18 protein-coding genes are annotated in these 20,190 nt (G+C 69.3%); 8 read left to right on the top strand and 10 right to left on the bottom strand.

Translation table 11 applies throughout. From position 1 onward, the window contains the following. Nucleotides 1-33 precede the first annotated feature (33 nt). The 3 genes from VD972_RS21935 to VD972_RS21925 all read left to right on the top strand — a co-directional run bounded on the left by VD972_RS21935 (nucleotide 34) and on the right by VD972_RS21925 (nucleotide 1,756). Nucleotides 34-420: a hypothetical protein gene (locus tag VD972_RS21935; protein ID WP_324990033.1), complete on the top strand. Its 387-nt coding sequence runs from the start codon at nucleotides 34-36 to the stop codon at nucleotides 418-420. 164 nt (nucleotides 421-584) lie between these two features. Next, on the top strand, nucleotides 585-842 hold the full coding sequence (locus VD972_RS21930; protein WP_324990031.1) for a hypothetical protein: 258 nt from the start codon (nucleotides 585-587) through the stop codon (nucleotides 840-842). Between the two features lie 14 nt (nucleotides 843-856). Continuing rightward, entirely contained in the window at nucleotides 857-1,756 is a 900-nt protein-coding gene (locus VD972_RS21925; RefSeq protein ID WP_324990029.1) for a tetratricopeptide repeat protein, read from the top strand. A 15-nt stretch (nucleotides 1,757-1,771) separates the two neighbouring features. Here VD972_RS21925 and VD972_RS21920 read toward each other — a convergent pair whose 3' ends face one another. Together VD972_RS21920 and VD972_RS21915 are read right to left on the bottom strand one after the other, a co-directional pair. Beyond that, on the bottom strand, nucleotides 1,772-2,971 hold the full coding sequence (locus tag VD972_RS21920; protein WP_324990027.1) for a BMP family ABC transporter substrate-binding protein: 1,200 nt from the start codon (nucleotides 2,969-2,971) through the stop codon (nucleotides 1,772-1,774). Nucleotides 2,972-2,980: 9 nt separating this feature from the next. Next, the gene (locus tag VD972_RS21915; RefSeq protein WP_324990026.1) at nucleotides 2,981-3,907 is read right to left on the bottom strand and encodes a DUF6929 family protein; all 927 of its coding nucleotides are present in this window, start codon (nucleotides 3,905-3,907) and stop codon (nucleotides 2,981-2,983) included. 104 nt (nucleotides 3,908-4,011) lie between these two features. Between VD972_RS21915 and hemL the strand changes: the two genes are divergently transcribed. From hemL to VD972_RS21900, 3 genes are read left to right on the top strand one after another with little or no spacing between them, the layout of a single operon-like run. Further along, the gene (gene hemL / locus VD972_RS21910) at nucleotides 4,012-5,298 is read left to right on the top strand and encodes a glutamate-1-semialdehyde 2,1-aminomutase (RefSeq protein WP_324990025.1); all 1,287 of its coding nucleotides are present in this window, start codon (nucleotides 4,012-4,014) and stop codon (nucleotides 5,296-5,298) included. After that, nucleotides 5,291-6,679 carry a serine/threonine-protein kinase gene (locus tag VD972_RS21905; RefSeq protein WP_324990023.1) on the top strand — a complete coding sequence of 463 codons (1,389 nt, stop codon included), beginning with the start codon at nucleotides 5,291-5,293 and terminating at the stop codon, nucleotides 6,677-6,679. The genes hemL and VD972_RS21905 overlap by 8 nt, the downstream gene beginning before the upstream one ends. Before the next feature lie 12 nt (nucleotides 6,680-6,691). After that, entirely contained in the window at nucleotides 6,692-7,525 is an 834-nt protein-coding gene (locus tag VD972_RS21900) for an alpha/beta hydrolase (protein ID WP_324990022.1), read from the top strand. A 12-nt stretch (nucleotides 7,526-7,537) separates the two neighbouring features. Here the strand turns inward: VD972_RS21900 and VD972_RS21895 are convergent, their stop codons facing one another. From VD972_RS21895 to VD972_RS21880, 4 genes are all read right to left on the bottom strand, one after another. Continuing rightward, nucleotides 7,538-8,014 (bottom strand): hypothetical protein, encoded by a 477-nt coding sequence (locus VD972_RS21895; protein WP_324990021.1) that lies wholly within the window; start codon nucleotides 8,012-8,014, stop codon nucleotides 7,538-7,540. 359 nt (nucleotides 8,015-8,373) lie between these two features. After that, nucleotides 8,374-11,313: a CHAT domain-containing protein gene (locus tag VD972_RS21890; protein ID WP_324990019.1), complete on the bottom strand. Its 2,940-nt coding sequence runs from the start codon at nucleotides 11,311-11,313 to the stop codon at nucleotides 8,374-8,376. Next, entirely contained in the window at nucleotides 11,313-11,864 is a 552-nt protein-coding gene (locus VD972_RS21885; RefSeq protein WP_324990018.1) for an RNA polymerase sigma factor, read from the bottom strand. Before VD972_RS21885 ends, VD972_RS21890 begins: the two co-directional genes overlap by 1 nt. Nucleotides 11,865-11,972: 108 nt before the next feature. Beyond that, nucleotides 11,973-12,410 carry an SRPBCC domain-containing protein gene (locus VD972_RS21880; RefSeq protein WP_324990016.1) on the bottom strand — a complete coding sequence of 146 codons (438 nt, stop codon included), beginning with the start codon at nucleotides 12,408-12,410 and terminating at the stop codon, nucleotides 11,973-11,975. 211 nt (nucleotides 12,411-12,621) lie between these two features. On the opposite strand from VD972_RS21880, the gene VD972_RS21875 reads away from it, so the two are divergent. Next, nucleotides 12,622-13,569, top strand: a complete 948-nt coding sequence (locus tag VD972_RS21875) for a hypothetical protein (RefSeq protein WP_324990015.1) — start codon at nucleotides 12,622-12,624, stop codon at nucleotides 13,567-13,569. 20 nt (nucleotides 13,570-13,589) lie between these two features. Here the strand turns inward: VD972_RS21875 and VD972_RS21870 are convergent, their stop codons facing one another. The 3 genes from VD972_RS21870 to VD972_RS21860 all read right to left on the bottom strand — a co-directional run bounded on the left by VD972_RS21870 (nucleotide 13,590) and on the right by VD972_RS21860 (nucleotide 18,318). After that, complete coding sequence (locus VD972_RS21870) at nucleotides 13,590-14,732, bottom strand: hypothetical protein (protein WP_324990013.1); 1,143 nt, start codon at nucleotides 14,730-14,732, stop codon at nucleotides 13,590-13,592. Nucleotides 14,733-15,094: 362 nt separating this feature from the next. Next, on the bottom strand, nucleotides 15,095-17,731 hold the full coding sequence (locus VD972_RS21865) for a GAF domain-containing protein (RefSeq protein ID WP_324990011.1): 2,637 nt from the start codon (nucleotides 17,729-17,731) through the stop codon (nucleotides 15,095-15,097). 89 nt (nucleotides 17,732-17,820) lie between these two features. Continuing rightward, a complete protein-coding gene (locus VD972_RS21860) occupies nucleotides 17,821-18,318 on the bottom strand; it encodes a YbhB/YbcL family Raf kinase inhibitor-like protein (protein WP_324990010.1) in 498 nt (165 codons plus the stop codon). 67 nt (nucleotides 18,319-18,385) lie between these two features. Here VD972_RS21860 and VD972_RS21855 point away from each other — a divergent pair, with 67 nt between their 5' ends. Further along, on the top strand, nucleotides 18,386-19,324 hold the full coding sequence (locus tag VD972_RS21855) for a hypothetical protein (RefSeq protein WP_324990008.1): 939 nt from the start codon (nucleotides 18,386-18,388) through the stop codon (nucleotides 19,322-19,324). A gap of 6 nt (nucleotides 19,325-19,330) precedes the next feature. On the opposite strand, the gene VD972_RS21850 is transcribed toward VD972_RS21855, so the two are convergent. Continuing rightward, on the bottom strand, nucleotides 19,331-19,996 hold the full coding sequence (locus VD972_RS21850) for a hypothetical protein (RefSeq protein WP_324990006.1): 666 nt from the start codon (nucleotides 19,994-19,996) through the stop codon (nucleotides 19,331-19,333). Nucleotides 19,997-20,190 lie beyond the last annotated feature (194 nt).

Below are 20,190 nucleotides of genomic sequence, written 5' to 3'. Positions count from 1 at the left end.
AGGCCGCTCTCACAGCGCGAGACGAGGTAGGCGATGGTTGGGAAGCGGGGGTTGGCCCTGGGGGTGGGGATGGTGACGCTGGCACTCTTGGCGGGGTGTGCCGAGCCGCCGCAGGACGCCGAGGCCCGGCTGGCCGCGCTGGAGGCCGAGGGCCAGCAGATGGATTCAGCGCTCGACACCGTGGAGGAGCGGCTGTTGGGCAACCAGGCGCGGGTGCACCTGTGGCAGGAGCTGGGCGAGCGGCACAAGACCGTGTCGGCCGTCCACTGCAGGCACGCGGACGCGAACGTGGAGGCCATCCTCCTGCACGAAGAGAAGCAGCTGGAGAAGGCGCGCAAGCTCAAGCGGCGCCGCCACGTGGCCTCGGTGGACACCACGGTGCTCACCTCCAGCAAGGCAGTCCAGAGCAGCCAGAACTGAGCGCAGCGGCCGCTGAGGGGTGATGGCCAACACTCCAATGATTCCCTTGGATTAGGCAATACCAGATGCGCCGCGTCACACGGGCCTCCAGGCCTCGGCTGGCGAGCAGCCGGACAGACTGTCCGATCCGTGACGTGGCTCCCGAATCCGGCTAGAAGGGACCCGTGCGACTCCTCTGGCGTGGGGCGCTCGCCGTCGCCGCGGCGGCCGGGCTCCTGGGATGCAACGACATCGAGGTGTGCGGCTCGCGGCAGGAGACGCTCCTGGCTGCGGATGGCGGCTTCTATCGTTGCACCACCGCCGAGGACTGCCCCCGCTCCTCGCGTGTGTCTGTCTGCGTCACGGACGTCTCTCCGCAGCAGGAGTGCGTCAAGTGCCAGGAGACGCTCTGCACCAAGGTCATCCCGGAGGCGTGCAATTGAGGCAGGTGCTCCTCATGTGCGCCCTGCTGGGGGCCCTGGTGGGCTGCCGCGAGACGGCCTCTGACCACCTCCAGCGCGCGAGGGATGCCGTCTTCGAGAAGCGCCCGGATGAGGCCCTGGTCGAGTACCGCAAGGCCTTCGACATGCTGCGCAGGGATGAGTCCGCTCCAGCGCTGGTGCTGCGCGCCCGCGCCCTCAAGGGGGCGGCGGACGTGTACTGGCTGGAGCAGCGCAAGGTGAAGGAGGCCGTCAGCGTCTACAAGGAGCTCATCCAGCAGTGCCCCGAGTCTCCCGAGGCGCTCGAGGCGCGCATCATCCTCGCGGAGCTGCTGCGCATGTACTACCGGGACCTGCGCGGCTCCATCGATCAGCTCACCGCCGCGCTGCAGCGCAACCCGCCCCAGGGCGCCGAGCTGCACTACCAGGTGGCCAAGCTCTACTTCGAGCTGGGTGACTACGCGCAGTGCGAGCTGGAGGCGCGCAAGCTGGCCGAGCGCTTCGCCACCAGCACCTACGTGGATGACGCCCTCTTCCTCCAGGCCCAGGCCGTCCACATGATGGAGGGCCGGCGCCAGGAGGCCTCGCGCGTCTACGCGGACCTGCGCACCCGCTTCCCGGACTCGGAGCTGGCGCCGCACGCCCTGGTGGAGATGGGGAAGATCCGCGCGGATGCGGGCGAGAACGAGAAGGCCATCGAGCAGTGGGTGGAGGCCCTCAAGACGCACCCGGATCCCTCCTTGGTGCAGGACTACATCACCCGCGCGCGCAAGCGCATCACCCGCACCACCCCCGAGGCCGTGGGCCAGAAGGCCGTCGCCTTCGACCACGCCCGGGCGCCGCCACGTCCTCCGCGCAACTCGGTGGAGGCCGTGGGTGGCACCGCCGAGGAAGCCTCGCGCGATCACGGCGACTGAAGCCCCGCGCTGCCCTCAAGGGCCAGGCTTGCCGGTCTTCTGAAGCTCGCTGGGGTGGGTGGGGATCTGGATCTCTCCGGCGATGAGCTTCGCCTTCAGCGCGTCGACCTTGCGCAGCGCCTCCTCCTTGCCAGGGAAGTCCAGACGCACCGGCGCCAGGGCGATGCCCCCCTCCTTCACTCCCAGCACCTGGGCGCCACCCTGGAAGCGGCCCTGGACGCGGTCCCGCACGCCCTCGTAGATCGTCAGGTCCACGCGCTTCAGCACGGTCGTCAGCATCGCCTTGGGCGCCAGGTGGAACTGGTCCGAGTCCACGCCGATGACGTAGACCTCGCGGCCCGCATCGCGCGCCTCCTTGATGGCCTGGATGGCGCCCAGCCCGTCCACGCCCGCGGCCGCGAAGATGACGTCCGGGCCCTTGGCCAGGAGGTCCTGCCCCACCTGCTTGCCGAGCGCGAAGTTCGTGAAGCTGCCGGTGTAGTTGGAGATGACGGTGGCCTGGGGGTTGGTGGCGGCCACACCGGCTCGGAAGCCGGCCTCGTATTGCTTCACGAGCGGGATCTCCATCCCCCCCACGAAGCCAATCTTTCCTCCCTTGGAGACCAGCCCCGCCAGCGCTCCGGCCAGGAAGCAGCCCTCCTCGGCGCGGTAGACGACCGTGCGCACGTTGGGCAGGGTGTAGGGCTCGTTCTGGGGCGTGAGCAGCGGGCTGTCCACGAAGAGGAACTGCCTGCCCGGGTTCCGCTTGGCCGCCACCTCCACCGCGTTCTCCAGCATGAAGCCCACGGCGACCGTGAGCGACACGTCCTGATCCACCATGAGCTGCAGGTTGGGCTCGTAGTCCTCGACCACCCGGCTCTGCACGACGGAGGGGGTGATGCCCAGCGGGGTGATGGGCGGGTCTCGCCGGGCCAGCTCCGGCCCGAGCGAGGCCTGGAGCTCCTCGGGCGAGGCCTCTTTGTAGGCAGCGCCCTCGTACTTCAGGCCCGCGCCCCACAGCTCCAAGCCCCGCAGCGCCGAGTCATTGAAGGACTGGTCCCCACGCCCTCCCAGCCCGAGGACGAGCCCGATCCGAGGCTTTGCCTCCGAGGGTGCGGAGGCTGCCGCCGCAGCCGGTGCCTTGGCTGGAGCGGGAGCAGCAGGCTCCTCCTTCTTGCAAGCGAGGGCCAGGGACAGCGCGAGGACAAGCGAGAGGTTTCGTGAGGCCGCGAGCATGGCCTCTCTCTAACACACGCCCTCCAGCACTGCCTCCAGCAGCGGCGCCGCCACGGCTGGATCATCCGCGTCCGCCACCATGAGCAGGTGCACTCGCCCGCCCTCGATGTGCGCGCTCACCCCTTCCAGCTTCACCTTCGCGTCCACCATGTCCAGGAACAGCGGTGAGCCATCTGGCGCCAGCACGCCCACCGCCGAGCCGACCACCGGACCGTCCGCATAGGAGTCCCGCGTGTCCTCGGCGGCTGCGGTGAAGATGATGCGCCCGTCCGGCAAGGGCGAGGCGTCCGTGAAGGACAGCCGCACTCCTCCTGCCTGGCCCAGCTCCCAGCGCCGCACCGTCCGCACCGTCTCGGGGCCTGGGTCCCGGCCCTCGGCTAGTGCATGCACGACTCGCTCATGATCCAGGTCCACCAGCGCGTCCTTGCCCTGGTCTCCATTGCCGCGCTGAAGCAGCCGCAGCCGCGCTCCCGACACGGCCGCGCCCTCCACGTTGAGCGGGCCCAGCTCGCGGCTGAGCTGCGCATACAGCACCGTGAAGTCCACCGGGCGTGCCTCGCCCGTCAGCAAGCCATCCGCCATGAGCGGCAGGACGGCGCCTCGCTGCCGGACTGGGGTGGAGCCCGAGGGCAGGGCCAGCAGTGCGCCGTGCGGGCAGCCCGCGAAGGGTGCCAGCAGGCAGAGTGCCTCCAGATCCGGCTTGGCCGCCTTGCGTGCATGGGGCTCCGGGGGCAGCTCGCCCGGGAAGAGGCGGACGCTCCGCCCAGGCGCAGCGCCCTCACGAGGGAAGACAGCGAGGTGGAGCGCGTCGTCGGCGACGACATAGAGCCACGAGCCCGTGGCCACGAGGCCACTGGCTGCGGAGACGTGCGCGGGACGTCCGGGCTCCTCTGGAGCCTCCAGAGTGAGGGTCCGGCGCTGAGTCATGCGAATCATGGGGCCGAGTCTCGGCTGACGGGAGGTTCTTATCCAGCAGTCAAGCACTGCACTCCTCCCGGCGGGAGCGATCTGGGTCGCGCGCGTGTGGTATGCAGCGCGGCATGAACCACTCCCAGAGCAAGGCCCTCTTTACCCGCGCCCAGGAGCGTATCCCCGGCGGAGTGAACTCGCCCGTGCGCGCCTTCCGAGGCGTCGGTGGCGACCCCGTCTTCTTCCGCGAGGGGGCAGGTGCGTGGATGACGGATGTGGATGGCAACCGCTACGTGGATCTCGTGGGGAGCTGGGGTCCGCTCATCCTCGGCCACGCCTACCCGCCCATCGTCGAGGCCATCATCGACGCGGCCCGCCGCGGCAGCTCCTTCGGCGCTCCGAGCCCGGGAGAGGTGGAGCTGGCCGAGCTCATCTGTGCCACCGTGCCCTCCGTGGAGAAGGTGCGCCTGGTCTCCAGCGGCACCGAGGCCACCGTGGCGGCCGTCCGCCTGGCCCGCGGCTTCACCGGCCGCGAGTACATCCTCAAGTTCGAGGGCTGCTTCCACGGCGCGGGCGATCCGTTCCTCGTGAAGGCAGGCAGCGGCGTGGAGACGCTTGGGCTGCCGGACTCGCCGGGCGTGCCGTCCGCGCTGGCCAAGCTCACCCTCACCGCGCCCTTCAATGATCTCGCAGCGGTGGAGCGCATCTTCGCGGAGAAGGGCAAGGAGATCGCCTGCACCATCATCGAGCCGGTGGTGGGCAACATGGGCGTGCTCATCCCCAAGCTCAACTACCTCAAGGATCTCCAGGAGCTGTGCCGCAAGCACGGCGTGCTGCTCATCCTGGACGAGGTGATGACGGGCTTCCGCCTGGCGCGCGGCGGAGCGCAGGAGCTCTACGGGCTCCAGCCGGACCTCAGCACGTTCGCCAAGGTGGCGGGCGGGGGCATGCCGCTGGGCGCATACGGCGGCCGCCGCGACATCATGGCGAAGATTGCCCCCGAGGGCCCCGTGTACCAGTCCGGCACGCTGTCGGGGAACCCGGTGGCGGTGGCCGCGGGCCTGGCGTGCCTCAAGGCGCTGGCGGCGCCGGGCACCTACTCGCGGCTGGAGCAGATCAGCGGAATGCTGGAGGAGGGGCTGGTGGCCGAGGCGAAGTCGGCCGGCGTGCCCATCACCCTCAACCGCGTGGGCAGCATGCTCACCGTCTTCTTCACCGGCAGCCCGGTGTACGACTACGCCAGCGCGAAGAAGGCGGACACCGCGCGCTTCTCCAAGTTCTTCCACGCCATGCTGCGCGAGGGCGTCTACCTCCCACCGAGCCAGTTCGAGGCGGCCTTCGTCTCGCTGGCCATCGGCGAGCCCGAGGTGGCCCACATCCTCGCCGCGGCTCGCAAGGCCTTCCGCGCGCTTGGCTGATCCCCACGAGCCGGAGCCCCAGCGCGGGCCCTTCCGTTTCGGTCCCTATACCCTGGCGCGCCGCATTGGCGCCGGGGGCATGGGAGAGGTGTACCTGGCCCGCGAGAACTCCCCCCGCCGCGCGTGCGTGGTGAAGAAGGTGCTGCCGCGGCTCATGGAGAACAAGCAGTTCCTCGGCCGCTTCCGGGACGAGGCGCGGGTGGTGGTTCACCTGCAGCACCCCAACATCGCCCGCGTCTACGCCATGGGCGAGGTGGAGGGACAGCTCTACCTCTCCATGGAGTACGTGCAGGGCAAGACGCTCAGCCGCCTGGCCCACCGCATGCGCCAGCGCGGCAAGCTCATGCCGCTGGGCATCCTCCTTCACATCGGCAAGCGGCTCTGCGAGGGCCTGGCCTACGCCCATGACGCGAAGGATGGCGCGGGCCAGCCGCTGCACCTGGTGCACCGCGACCTGTCCCCCGCCAACATCTGCCTCTCCTATGACGGTGAGCTGAAGATCATCGACTTTGGCGCCTCGCAGTCCACGCTGAAGGAGCAGCAGACGGCACCCCGGGTCGTCATTGGCAACCTCACGTACATGTCCCCGGAGCAGGCGCGGAAGAAGTTCGTGGATCGGCGCGCGGACGTGTACTCGGCGGGCGTGGTGCTCTGGGAGCTGGCCTCCTGGAAGGCCCTGCCGCAGAAGGGAGATCCGCTCGAGCGCTGGCGCCGCGCGGCCTACCCGAAGTGGGATCCGCCCAGCAGCGTGCGCTCCGGCCTTCCACTGGCCTTGGACACGCTGCTGATGCGCGCGTTGGCCGTCGAGCCCGGAGACCGATTCCCGGACGCCGCGGCGCTCGGGGCGGAGCTGGCCCGGCTCAAGGAGAAGCTGGCGCCTGGCATCGGGGATGCGGACGTGGCGCGCCTCATGCGCGAGGCGTTCGCCGAGGAGAAGGCGCAGGAGGACGCGGTGCTCGCGGAGCTGCTGGAGCAGGAGCCCTCGCGCGCGCTCACCGAGCAGGCCATCTCCGCGAGGCTGGCGCCGCCCACCGCGCTCGCCTTCGAGCACAGTGGGTTGGATGCGCCCGAAGACTATGTCCCCGGCGAGGACCCTTCGGGAGCGAGCCCTGCGGTCAAGCCGCCTCCCTTGCGGCGCAACGAGACACGTGAGGCCCGCGTCAGCTTCGGCCTGGACGTCGAGAATGACCCCACCGTGGGGATGGTGGAGGCACGCCGGCCGCAGCTCGTGCGCGCCATCGAGGACGAGGAGGAGGACCCCGTCCCGGCTGTGGAGACAGGCGAGACGGACTGGCGGTGGAGGGGTTGGGTGGCGGTGGGCCTCTTCGTGGGCGCATGCGCCCTGGGCTTTGGCGTGGTGTGGCTGCTCGCCCATTCCTAGAGCAGGACAAGAATGATCCGGATCAAGCGCGTGCTGGTGATCTTCGTCTCGATAATCGCGCTGTGCTACCTCGGGTTGATGGGGGCGGCCTTCGCCGTCCAGCGCTCTGTCCTCTTCCCGGCACCACGCAGCCCGTCGCAGGAGCTGCCTCAGAGGCCTGGCTTCCGGCGGCTCTCACCGCCAGGGGGGCCGGTGGTGGACGTGCTGCACCTGCCCGCGAAGCCGGGCATGCCCACGATGGTGCACTTCCACGGCAACGGAGAGCAGCTCGCGTACCTGGATGAGCTGGGCGAGGCCCTGAACGAGCGGGGACTGGGGTTCCTGGCGGTGGAGTACCCGGGCTACGCCACCAACCCCGGCGTGCCCACGGAGGAGGGGCTGTACCGGGCCGCGGAGGTGGCGCTGGCGGACCTGCGCGCCTCGGGCGTGGGGCCTGAGTCCACGGTGCTGAGCGGCCGCAGCCTGGGCGGGGGTGTGGCGGTGGAGATGGCGAAGCGTGGCCAGGGAGCGCGGATGGTGCTGCTGGCGCCCTTCACCTCCGTGGTGGACATGGCGAACCTCACCTTCCCGTTCCTGCCTACCCGGCTGCTGGTGAGGGATCGCTTCGACAACGCGGCGAAGGCGCCCGGCATCACCGTGCCGGTGCTCATCCTCCACGGCGCTCAGGACGAGGTCATCCCCGTGGAGATGGGCCAGCGGCTGGGGCGCCTGTTTCCCCAGGCGACGATGGAGACCATTCCGGGCGCGCGTCACAACGACTTGCTGGAGCGGACGTGGCCCGTGCTCGTGGATCGCGTCGCCGCGTTCGCACGAGCCGGGCCCGCCGCTCAAGTCATCGGAAGGTGAGGCTGGGACGCGTCAGCACTCGATGGCGTCGATGTCGACGAAGTACCCGGTAGACGCAGAGGACTTGGTGTCCATGCTCACGATGGTGACGGAGAAGTTTCCGGTGAAACCCACCCAGTAGCCGCCGCCAAGCGCGAGGACCTGCCGTTGCGTCGTCGGTGAGTACGCGTCGACCCAACCGATCGAGTTGCCATTCACGTAGACCATGAACCTGCCGCGATTGGCAGCCGTGGTGATGTAGAGGTCGAAGGAGGACGAGTTCAGGCAGGTGAACGTCGCCACCGAGCCAGGCGTCTGCGTCAGATGGAGCGTGCCGTTGTATGCACCGGAATAGACGCCGCCTGAGACGGCTCCCCACTCGTTGCTGTAGGTCCAGCCCTGGTGCGTGTCGTCATACACGTCCGCGTGGGCGGCTCCAGCGCCCAGCGTGATGGACAGGAACGAGGCAACCAGAACAGCCTTGAAACCCTTGTTGTGATTCGAACGCATCAAGTCACCACTCCAGGGGGCCGATGCCTCTCGGCCATCCCTTCCTCATTGAGGCGCGACCCATTCGCGCCTCGATGAATGGGACGCAGTGCCCGCGATTCCTTACTTCGCGGGCTTGCTCCTGCCCTGAGGAGTGTTGGACCCGAGTGGGCCCATCGGCTCCGGGATCGGCGTGCGAGGGGGATCTTCAGGGACCTGGGACTCCTCTGGTAGCTGCGTACCCGGATTCTCCGGTTGGATCTGCGGGTCCTGCGACTTGGAAGGGGAGTTCTCGTTCATGACTCAGGCCTCACTCGTTGAAAGTGAATCGACGTGCTTCGTACCAGGATACGTCACTGGCGTTGTTTTCTTACCTGGCCTCAGTCGTAGAGCAGGACGCCCTTGAGCCACTGCTGGCCCTTGTTCTCTGCGAGCCACTTGCGCCGCTCATCCCGCAGCGCTGAGGCCGGCGTGCTGCCCTGGCGGATCCGCTCCCGGACGGCGTTGAAGAACTCGGCCGCCTCCAGATCCGGGATCTCCTCCGTGGCGGCGATGACCGCCCGAGCCCCCGCCTGGATGAAGGCCGCAGGCAGACCCGAGGGCTCGTGGAGGATGTAGGCGCCGCGTGCGGCCCGGCAGGCAGCCAGCACCACCAACGGCGCTCCCTCCAGGCGCTGTGCCTGGATGTGGCCCGCTCGCAGCTCGTCGCTCGAGCCCTCCCGCGCGAGCACGAGGTAGGAGAACCGGGAGGAGGTGATGATGCCGTGGGTCACCATGTCGATCTCCGTGGCGTCCCGCATGGCCGCGAGCACCCGGGAAGGAGTCGCCTCCGTGCCCATGAGCACCTTCTGCTCCTCGGTGGGGCCAAAGGCCGCCTTCCAGGCGTTGAGCCGCCCCAGGGTCTGCACACGCTCGGGGGAGAGCGCCACGTCCTTCACCACCAGGTGGACTGCCCGCTCCGTCCGGGGTGATGTGGGGAGCCCCGCGCGCAGCCGATAGCTCCAGGCCAGCTCTGTCGGCAGCAGGCCGGGCCGATCCTGCAGGGGAGGTCGGGCGAAGGCCTCCACCTTCTCGCACCCCTGAAGCGCGGTGAGGGCCTCGCCAGGCACGAAGCCGCTCAGGTCCTCGGGCAGCCGGGTCCGCCGCGCCCCTTCGTAGGAGCCCAGGATCTGACCCGAAGTTCCCCGGACGATGAGCAGGCTCCGCTCGCTGTCCTCTGTCACGGCGACGAGGCATCGCGCAGGCAGGGGACTGCTCTGCTCCCGGCCGAACAGCTCCAGCGCCGCGCCGTAGTCTCCGCTCTTGGCTGCATCGAGGATGAGCGAGGTGAAGGTATAGGCCTTGAGCTTCTGGGCATCCTCTTCCTGTGTCAGCAGGCCCGCGGACTCCACACCCTGGAGCGCCTCTTCGAGCAGGGCCCGGCCCTTCTGGCGATCTCGCTCGATGGTGAACCGGCCCAGCGCATGCCGCAGCATCCAGCGATGGACCGGCTTGAGGGTGGCTGGCGCCTCCGCGAACGCCCGGTGCATCGCGGCCTCGTCCCCTGGGGCTGGGCGCCGCCGCGAGATGTCCGCCAACGCCATGGCCCCGCCATACGTCAGGGGCAGGCCGGTGGCCATCGCCCGATCGATCTCCACGCGCGCCAGCTCGAAGCGGAGCTCGCTCAGCGCGAGGTGCGCCAGGGTCTGATGGGCGAACCGCTCGAACGCCTTGTCCTCTGGCGGGTTTCGAGCGAGGAGCTCCGTGAAACAGGCGCGCGTGAGCGGCCCATCGTTCCGGAGCCGCGCGAGCTGCGCGAGCCGGGCCAGCGCCTCTTCCGCGGTGCCCCGATTGTTCGTCGCACGGGCGTGCCGCCAGACCTGCTCCGTGAGTGTCCAGGCCTCATCCAGCCGCAGCTGCCGGGTCTGGATTGCGGAGAGGTTCAGGCGGATGAGCTCGCAGCGGTACTCGATGGGCGTAGAGGCGCAGAGCAAGTGGGCACCCAGGAGCGTCTGCCGGGCTTCTTCCTCCTGCCCTCGCGCCAGCTGGGCTGCCGCGCGCTCCTGGGCGGCGAGGAGCTGGAACCAGGGATCCTGGCTCGCCTCGGCCCTCGCCTCAAAGGCCTCGAGGTGGCTGGCCACGGCCTTGGCGTAGACGAGCACACCCATGAGCAGGTCATCCTCGGGGGAGCGGAGCAGCTCCGCGATCAGCGCCTGGAGTTGCTCGGGAGGCAGGGTGCCCTGGCGGAGCTGGGCGTAGGCCTGGGCCAGAGGGGCCCGGCGCGCGAAGTCTCGCGCTGCGATGCGTTCGACGTACCCGGCCAGGACCTCGCCTCCCCCCGCCTGCTGATCGAGCTCACGCGCCAGAGGAAGGAGGGCCTGCACCTGCTCCCGGGAAGTGCGGGTGCGCACCGCGTTATAGAAGTGCAGCCGGAGGATGGGCGGGCGCTCGGCGAGGATCTCGGCGGGAGGCAGGGTGCCGTCCGTGGCGAGCGCCTGACTCGCGCTGACGACAGCCTTCCACCGCTGGATGCGCGCCTGCTCCTCGGCTTCGAGCGCCTCGGCGTGCTGGCGCGCCTCCTCCGCCCACCCAGGCTCTCCCTGCTCGGCGACCTCGCGGAAGGCGAGGGCCGCGGACTCCGGGAGATCGAGGTCCCTCAGGGCGAGGCCCTTGTTCCAGAGCGCTTGGGGGAGTTGGGGAGCCTGGGCGAGCGCGAGCTCCAGGTGTCGGAGCGCCTCTTGCGGGGCCCCTTTCATGAGGAGGGCTGTGGCCCGGAGGGTCTCGTTCTCCGGAGTGCTCGGCAGGGGTGCGAGGTAGGCCTGAGCCTGCTCCACCAGGCTCCTGTCGTTCCTCGCGAGGAAGGCCGCGGCCAGCCCCGCGGCATCATCGTTCCGCTCGAGCTCTGTGAGGGCCTCGAGCGGGAGCTTCCCGCTCTTCGAGGGTTCCTGCCCCATCTTCCGGGCCGACAGGGGCCGGTGCCGATCGGCGGACGCGATGGCCAGGCGCATCTCAAGCCGCCGCTCCGGCTCGCTCATGAGCCATGGATCGGTCCGCGAGCTCCCGCTCCGCACGAACACCCCGATGGCGAGGAGCGCGGCACAGGCTGTTCCCACGGCTGCCGCCACACTCCAGCGGGAGAAGCTCCGGCGGGCGGGAGCGGGGACCGCGGCCAGCGGCTGCCGCTCCACGTGGCGCGAGGCCATCATCTTGAGCTGCAGGAGGCTGCCCAGCTCGGCCTTGCAGCGGGCGCAGTCCAGCAGGTGCTCACGGAAGGCCTCCGCCTCTTCGGGAGCCAGCTCACCATCCGCGAAGCGCTCGATTCGTTCACAGTGCGCGGACATCAGTTGTCTCCCAGCTGAATGAGGGGCTCGAGCAGCTTGCGGAGCCTCGAGCGGGCATCGTGGAGCCGCTTGGCCACGGTGCCCTCCTGGACGCCGAGCTCCTGGGCGATCTCCTTGTACTTCCGGCCCCGGGCATGCAGCTCGAACGTGGTGCGCGCCACCGGGCTCAAGGCCTGCACGGCGGAGCTGAACTGCTCGTCGGAGACGCGATCGGCGAGGGACTTGGCGGGAGGCTCGGGGTCGACCTGGTGCTCTTGCCGGGCCAGCTCCGACGCGCCTCTGTCCCGGGTGCGCTGCCTGCGGAGCTGATCGTAGAAGCAGTTCGTGAGGGTGGTGACGAGCCAGGTGGCGCAGACGTGCTCGTCCGGCAGGTGGTTGACCTGGCTGAAGGTGGCCAGGAAACGGAGGATCGTCTCCTGGGTGAGATCCTCGGCATCTGCCGCATTGCGGCAGAGCGCACGGGCCTGGATGAGCAGCCAGCGCCGTTGCCGGGCGAGCAGCTCGTGCAGCCGACGGGCAACGGCCTCATCGGCATCTGGGGGGACAGTCATTAGCACTCACAGAGGGGACGTCGAGCGGCGAGACTCTTACCCTCTGTGTGCCAAGCTCTTCAAATCAGGACGGTTTCCTGTCGGCCGGGCCGTCCTGTCTCTCGCCCGTCAGGTCAGCGCCTGGGTCAGCCGCTCCAGCCGTCCCAGCCACTCGGTGCGCTGCACGTCGCGCGCGGCCCCCGTGGGCAGCAACTCGTGGGTGAGGGCCAGCTCGGTCCCCTTGGGCACCTTGCGGAACTCCACCGTCACCAGCGTCCCACCCAGGCCCTTCTTCCCACCCTCACCCACCCAGGACAGGACGAGCATGTCCTCGGAGATGTCCCGGAACTCGCCCACCACGGCGCCCTTGTCACCTGCGACGAGCGGGTAGTCGAACCGGAAGGTGCCGCCGATCTTGGGCGTCCAGTCCACCGCCGCCATGGGGCCCCACCACTTCTGGAGCGCTGCGGGATCCATCCACGCCTTCATCACCTTGTCCTTCGGCGTGGGGTAGGTGCGGGTCAGGTAGAGCGCGCTCTCTGTCGCGGGGTTGAGGCTGAACTTCATTGACCGGCTCCTTGCGAGAACGAGGTTGTGCACGAGCTTTTCAGGCGAGACGCGCCCTGGCCAGCCTCGCGGTGGGCCAAGGTGCTTCGGACACGGTGTTTCTGCAAGCCTTCATTCCAGGCGGTACGCTGGCGCACCCAGGCATGCCTCTCGTCACCGAGTCCTACACGTCTCAGCACGTTCGCAGGAGGTGCTGCCGGGAGTCCGAGACATGAAGGCTCCGCGCCTCACCTTCTTCTGCGAGCTGGGCGCCGGGCCGCTGCAGGCCCTCTTCGAGGACCCGGCCGTGCTCGAGCACCTCGTGGCGCTGAGGGCCTCCGTCAGCCTGGGCCTGTTGGACTTCGGCGCGGAGCGAGCTGCCGTGGTCCGGCGGCTCCACGAGGCCGGCATCCCCGTCATCGCCTGGCAGCTGCTGCCCGCCGAGCAGGGCTACTGGTTCAACCTGGACAACGCGCCGCAGGCCCAGGCTCGCTACGAGGCCTTCCGCGAGTGGACGGCCGCACACGGCCTGCGCTGGGACGGCGTAGGTCTGGACATCGAGCCGGATCTCCACGTGCTGCGGAGGCTGCTGGCCGAGCGCTGGCGCTACCTCCCCGCACTCTTACGGAGGCTCCGGCAGGGTGAGCGGCTGCACAGGGCCCGGGAGGCGTACGAGGCGCTGGTGGCGCGCATCCGCGAGGACGGCTACCGGGTGGACACCTACCAGCTCCCCCTCATCGTGGATGAGCGTCAGGCAGGCACCACCGTGCTGCAGCGGCTGCTCGGCGTCGTGGATCTGTCAGCGGACCGAGAGGTGCTGATGCTCTACTCCAGCTTCGTGCGCCCCCATGGCGTGAGCCTGCTGGAGAGCTACGGCGCCCAAGCGGGCTCCATCGGCGTGGGCAGCACGGGCGGCGGAGTCGAGCTCCCGGGCGCCGGTGCGGCACCACCGCTGTCCTGGGACGAGCTCTCCCGGGATCTGCGGCTGGCCAGGCGCCGGTGCGAGGACCTGCACGTCTTCAGCCTGGAGGGGTGCGTGCGGCAGGACTTCCTTCCTCGGCTCCGGGCCTTCGACTGGGGCGCGCCGGAGGAAGCACTGAAAACAAAAACCCGGCGCATGGGGCTCATGCGCCGGGTCGCGAGGTGGGGGCTGCGGGCCTGCGCACGGTGGGTGCGCTGAGGCCCGCTCCTCTGGGGGGATTACAGCAGCTTCTGGTAGGCGATCATGTCCGCGATGTCCTGCTCCGTGAACGGGATGCCCAGGAAGTTCAGCACGGCCCGGTACTGCACCATCAGCTGATTGAGGTCCTTGGCCGAGTTGTCGTGGAAGTACGGCGCCGTGTTCTTGATGTTGCGCAGCGAGACCATCTTGAAGAGGCCCGCCATCTGCGCCGAGCCCGTCGCCAGCATCATGCCCGGGTCAGGCGACACCACGCGCGTCTCGGTGCCATCCGGGTTGGTCACGATGTACTCCTGCGTGGGGTTGTTGGCCAGGTTGAACTCGGAGACGAACGTCATGGCGAACGGGGAACCGGCGGGCAGGCCCATCGGGTTGCCAGCGGCCATCTGGCTGAGCAGCGGGCCAAAGTGGCAGCTGCCGCAGACACCGGTCTCCGCGAACCACGCCTTGCCGCGCTTCTCGGACTCGGTCTTGCCCGCGGGCAGCGGCGGCGGCGTGCCGGTGAGCGCGTACTTCATCATCGCCGACGAGGAGAAGAGCACCTTCTCGAAGTCCACAATCGCGTTCAGCTCCGTCTGCGTGGGCTGCCGGCCCGCCTGGGCGTGGCCCTGAGCGGCGTGGAGCGCCTGGTTCTGCAGCGTCGCCTCACGGCCGTCCCACATGATCATGCTGTCGAAGCGCGGGGCGTCGAGCGTGCTGGGGATGCCGCGGCGCAGCTTCACGCTGCGGGCCGAGGGGTTGGCGGCGAGCCGGATGTTCGCCGGCAGGGCGAGGTCCACGGTGACCGTCGCGTCATTCAGCAGCTTGCTGTAGCTGGCGCCGGTGCCGTCATCGCTGTCGATGGCGCGGAAGAGGGGGTCCTTCTTGTTCTTCGCGTAGATGGCCTTGGCCTGAGCCGGCGTCAGACCGCCCGTGGACAGGGTGTGGCAGGTGGCGCAGGTGCGCCCGTTGCCCTTGAAGGTCTCCTTGGTGAACAGGAACGCGCCGTGCGCGGTGCTCAGCAGCGTCGCCTCCTGCTCGGCGTCCCAGGTCTCCTCGACGATGGGCTCCTCGACAATGGGCTGCTCATCGGGAGTCGTCTCGCCCCCACAGCCGGCCGCAGCCAGCATCATGAAGGAGCTCAGGGTCACTGCCTGCAACCGCTTCAGAGTGAAAGGGTTCATCCGGGGGCTCTCCTCCCCCATCGGGGGCAAGTGGGGGCTCGCGTTCCCTTTAAGCAGGCATCGTGCCAGCCCTTGCCAAGGGAGGCCTTGAACGTAAGGCCCTGGAGTTACTAGGAGTCAGAAGCCCCTGGCGACAAGGTAGCCTTTTTGGTGACTAAGACATGGCTGCTCCATTCGGTTTTGATCGGAATGTAAGTATTTGGCTTCAAAACCGGGCTCTCTCGAAATTCCCTTGAGAAAACAGCCTCTTGGGACCAAATCCGGGAAACCTTGAACACTGGATAATCCACGCTCCAGTCCTGTCCGAAAAAAGGACAGGGGCTGAGCCTCTGCCGGATCAGCCCTGCGGGTGAGGGCTGGCGTCAGGGACTGTCGGCCTGCGCCAGGGGAAGGGCGGCCTCGGGCTCGCAGGGCAGGAAGAGCCGGAAGGTGGTGCCCCGGCCTGGCTCGGACTCGAGCACCACCCTGCCGGAGTGGGACTCGACGATGCGCTTGACGATGGCCAGCCCCAGCCCCGTCCCCTTGGCCTTGGTGGTGAAGAAGGGCTCGAAGATGCGCGCGCGAAGCTCCGCGGGGATGCCCGCGCCGCTGTCGTTGAACTCCACCTGGACCTCGGGCGTGGGGCCTGGGGCGCGCTGCGCGCTCACCCTCAGGGTGCCCCCCTTCGGCATGGCCTGCACGGCGTTGAGCGCGAGGTTGAGGAAGGCCTGCCGGATCATCCGCTCGTCCACCAGCACCGGCACCTCCGCCTGCACCCGCCACGCCACCTCGATCTTCGCCGGGGCGTCCACCAGCGCCGCGCGCACCGAGTCCTCCAGCAGCCGCTGCAGGGGCACGGGCGTGAGCGAGGGCGAGGGCGGCCGCGCGAAGTGCAGCAGATCATCCACGATGCGGTTGAGCCGGTCCGCCTCCTCCCCGAGGATGTCCACCATGGGGAGGGCGGGGCTGTCGGGGCCGATGAAGTGGCGGATATAGGAGACGGAGTTGAAGATGGCGCCCAGGGGGTTGCGCACCTCGTGGGCCACCACCGCGGCCAGCTCGCCCAGCGCCGCGAGCCGCTCGCGCTGGACGAGCTGCTCCTGCGTGCGGGCCAGCTCCTCGTAGCTCTTCTTCAGGTCCTCGATGAGGCGGGCCTGCTCCAGCGCCAGCGCGAGCTGGTTGGTGATGGCAGAGGCTCGCTCCACCTCCGAGCCCGTGAAGCGGCGCGGCCCGTGCGTCTCGGTGATGAAGGCCACACCGAGGACGCGATCTCTCACCACCAGGGGCAGCACCAGCCCGGCGGTGACGCCCATGAGGTTGCGGCCATCCGGGTGGAGGCCGGACTCCTTCTGTGCGTCCTCCATGATGATGGGCATGCGAGTCTGGAGCGCCTGCGCGGAGAGCGAGCTGTCCGGCGGCCACGCGGGCAGGGAGTACCCGACCAGCTCCGGCTTGTGGACGGAGGCGCGGACCTCCAGCCGCTGGCCTGTGGGATCCAGCATGAGCAGGAAGGCGTCCGGGGCGCGGGCGATGAGCGCCAGGCCCTCCACGCCGATGCGCATCAGCAGATCCATCTCCAGCGTGGCCACCATGTTGCGGCCCACCTCGTGGATGAGGGCCATGTCATCGGCGCGCCGGCGCACCTCGGTGAGCAGCCGGTGGGACTCGGTGGCGGCGGCGAAGTGAGCACCCATGGCCTGGAGCGTCTCTCGCTCCAGGTGCGTCAAGCCGCGGCGCTGACGGAAGGCGACCACGAGCGTGCCCACCAGCCGCGAGCGCACCCTCAGCGGCACCACCGCCACGGTGGAGTAGCCCAGGCGCTCCATGTGCTCGCGCGTCAAGCCGGTGCACGCCTCCAGCTCCAGCACCAGGGCCGAGCCCTGCTCCATCGCCTGGCCGGAGAGGCTGCCGCGCGTGGGCATGCGCCCGTAGTAGTCGGCGCTCAGCTCGTCCAGCCCCTGCGAGTAGGCCAGCTCCATCTCCTCCAAGCCATCCTTGCGCAGGAAGAGGCCCAGGGCATCGCAGCCCAGCAGGCGGGTGATCTCCTTGGCGCCAGGCCCGAAGAAGTCCCGTGGCTCCTGGGCCGTGGCCGCCGTGGAGGCCAGGCGGTTGAGCGCGGCGAGCGCGATGTTCTGCGCGGAGAGCTGGGAGATGGTGAGCGCCGCGTCGAGCGCCGCGGACACCTGGGCGCCGAAGAGCCGCAGCGGCGGCAGCTCCTCCTCGCGCAGCCAGGGCGCCCCCAGCACGAGCACCGCCCTGCGCATGCCGCTGACCTCGATGCGGACACCGATCATATGGAGCCCGGCGTCCTTGAGGCGGGCCTGCACCTCGTCGGAGATCTCCCCCTTGGCGAAGCGGGAGGCCTCCTGGGCGAACTCGGCATCATAGGCCGAGCCCTCCTTCCAGGTTCGCTCCAGCAGCGGGGACCAGGTTCCCGTCAGCCTCAGGCCCTCCGCCCAGGCGGTGTCCTCGGACTCCTGGGAGAGCTCGGGGGGCACGTACAGCCGCTCCAGCAGGGCCTGGCCGCCCAGCGGCATCAAGTAGGCGAAGGTGAACCCCAGCTCGGCGAGCCCGTCGAAGACGCGGGTGAGCACCTCCTGCTCGGTGCGCATGCCGGGCAGCCCGGCGCCCAGCTCCGCCATGCGCTGGAGCACATTGCGGTGGTGGGCGCGGGCGCTCACGTCTCGCAGCAGCACCACCGCGTCCTGGCCCTCGACGGTGACGGAGATCTCCAGCCGCCGCTTCTCTCCTGCGGGGGTGGTCAGCGCGAACTCGTACACCGCGGGCACCTGCTCACCGCGCATGCGGCGCAGGTGCCGATCCACGACGAACTCGTTGCTGGAGGGGGTGATGGCGATGTCAGGGAGGGAGCGGCCGAGCACCTCCTCGGCCGTGCGCCCCAACAGCGTGAGCATCGACGCGTTCGCATAGACGAACCGCCCCTCGCGGATGACCCCAAGACCGAGGGGCATCGCGTCGAAGTGCCGGTACTGCGCGCCGGCTTCGTTGGACGTCGTCACGAGCGGGAACCATTGCACCCTCGGCCGTCGAGTGGAAGTCACCCCCACCCAGGGGAAAACGGGGTGGGAGTGGACGGGCCGCGCGAGGCTCAGGCGCTGACGTGGGGGTGGGTCTTCTCGTACGTCCCGATGAGCTGGGCCTCTGCGAGCACATGCCCCTGGATCGCCTTGAGGAGCTGGGCGCGAGTGGGCGAGCCCAGGTCTGGCAGCACGGTGTCCAGGGCATACAGGTGGTGGACGTAGCGGTGGCGGCCGATGGGAGGACAGGGCCCGCCGTAGCCAGCGCGATGCCAGTCATTCAGGCCTTCACGGGTGCCGGCGGGCAGGGTGCCGGGGGTAGCGCCCTCGGGCAGGCCTCGCGTGCCCGGCGGGAGGTTGTAGAGGATCCAGTGACACCAGGTGCGCTGTGGGCGCTGAGGATCCGGCGCGTCCGGGTCGTCCACCAGGAGTGCCAGGCTGCGGGTGCCGGGAGGGACTTCGCCCCAGTGCAGGGGCGGGGCCTTGTCCTCTCCCTCGCAGGTGAAGGCGATGGGGATGGGCTCTCCCTCCTGGAAGCGGGGGGAGATGAGCTGGAGTGGATGCGCCATGGTGTCCTCCTTCGTAGGCAGGCATCACCTCTCAAGCTGGCGCGTCCCTGGTCTAGAGTCAGGTCCCGTGAAGCCGCTCCTGCGCCTGCTCCCCCTGTTGCTAGCCCTGCCCGCGTCGGCCGCCGAGCGCCTGTCGGTGCGTGTCCTGGATGGAGGAGGTCTCGGGAGCTTGGAGGCCCAGCTCGTGCTCGGGGCGGGTGTGGAGCTGGCCCGCGAGCTGTCGGCCCTCACGGTGAGTCCGGTGTCGGGAGTGTCCCGCCGCTGTGGGGATGAGGCGTGTCTGCGAGAGCTGCTCTCGGAGGCTCAGGCCGAGCAGGGCCTGTTCCTGCTGGTGACGCCGGCCCGGCGAGGCGCCGTGGACGTGGAGGCCACGTGGGTGGAGGGGGTGGCCGGGAGCACCTCACGGCGCAGGGTGTCGGGCGCGGCGACGGCGGAGCTGAAGGGGGCGTTGCGGCCGGTGGTGGCCGCGCTGGTGCCACCGTTTGTGCGCAAGGGGTGGGGCGGGCTGGTGGTGGCGGCGGACTCGGCGCGCTTGAGGGTGGATGGCCGCGCGGTGGCGCCTTCTGGCGCGGTGGTTCCAGTGACGGCGGGTCCGCACGAGGTGGATCTCCTGCTGCCCTCGGGGGAGGCCTCCCTGTCGCGGGAGCTGGTGCCCGAGGGCGCGCGCCTGCGCCTGACACCTCCCGAGGAGGTTGCGGCGGGCGTTGCGCGGGCGGCCTCTCGTGGCAAGGGGCTGCGGGCGGCCTCGTACGTCACCTTCAGCGTGGGGGCGCTCGCGCTGGCGGGCTCGCTGGTGGCGGGGGGGCTGTCTCGCGGTGCGCTCGACGGCATCGCGCCGTGCACGGGCCCGGATCGGGGGTGCGCGCGGTACCCGGCGGCGCAGGAGGCCCACGAGAAGTCAGGCCGCTATGCGCGCACCGGCAACGTGCTGCTGGGCGTGGGCGGGGCGCTGAGCACGGTGGGCATCGGCCTCTTCGTCTTCGATCTCGTCTCCTCAGAGGATTGAGGGAGCTTAATGACGAGCGTCACTGGCGCTCACGACCTTGAGTGCCCAGGCCCGCTCTTCCATGCCGGGCATCAGCGGATCGAAGCGGCCCTCTCGGATCAACTCCACAAGTCGCGTGTCACGTGCATGAAGACCCTGCACCTCCCATGGAAAAGTAAGCGGCACCTCACCCTTCTTAAACCCTGGAGTTGCCAGCAAGGCCTCGAGGTAGCGGGAGTAGACATCGAAGAAGCTGTCCACATTCGAGGCCATGGGAATGGCATAGGGTTCGGCGTAGACGTCCACCCAGACCACGGGTTGGTACCCCTGGGCATCCGCCAAGCCTGGAACCGTAGCGAAGTGGTAGGCCATGAATGGCTCCCCCGCGAAGATGACGGTGGGGAGAGCCAGTTGATTCCGGTAACCCTCACGCCACCATTGGTTCTTCGCTTCCAGCTGTCGCTCCTCGTCGTCAGATCGATGGAGGATGAACCCCGCTACGTCCGTGGCGAACGCGGCATAGCCCAAGCGGGAATAGACAGCAGCAAGCACCGGGTCGAGCGGCAGTCCCTCGATCAGTGTCCCGGTTGCCAGCGGGGTATGGCCCGGAAGCGCAACCTTCTGCTCTACATTGAGTCGGCGGCAGACCTCCATCAGCCGCGCCAGGCCAGGTAGCTCTGTAGGAGAACTCATCCGCGTTGCCTCCTACTTCAGGCCCGGAAAGAGCCGCTGCAGTTCCGCCAGAGCAGCTTCCTCGGCGCTGCTCGACGAGTACGGCACGTGGGACGGGGGGCCAGGTTGGTCGTACCAAGGTCTGAACCGAGCATCGATGATCCTGGCTGCTTCCTCTACTTCTTGCGAAGTCGCCTGAGGACGTGCCTGCCGGA

It is taken from the genome of Hyalangium sp. (genome assembly GCF_035629615.1).
GTDB lineage: Bacteria > Myxococcota > Myxococcia > Myxococcales > Myxococcaceae > Hyalangium.
The sequence above is the reverse complement of the archived record's forward strand: the minus strand, read 5'-3'. Positions and strand labels throughout refer to the sequence as shown.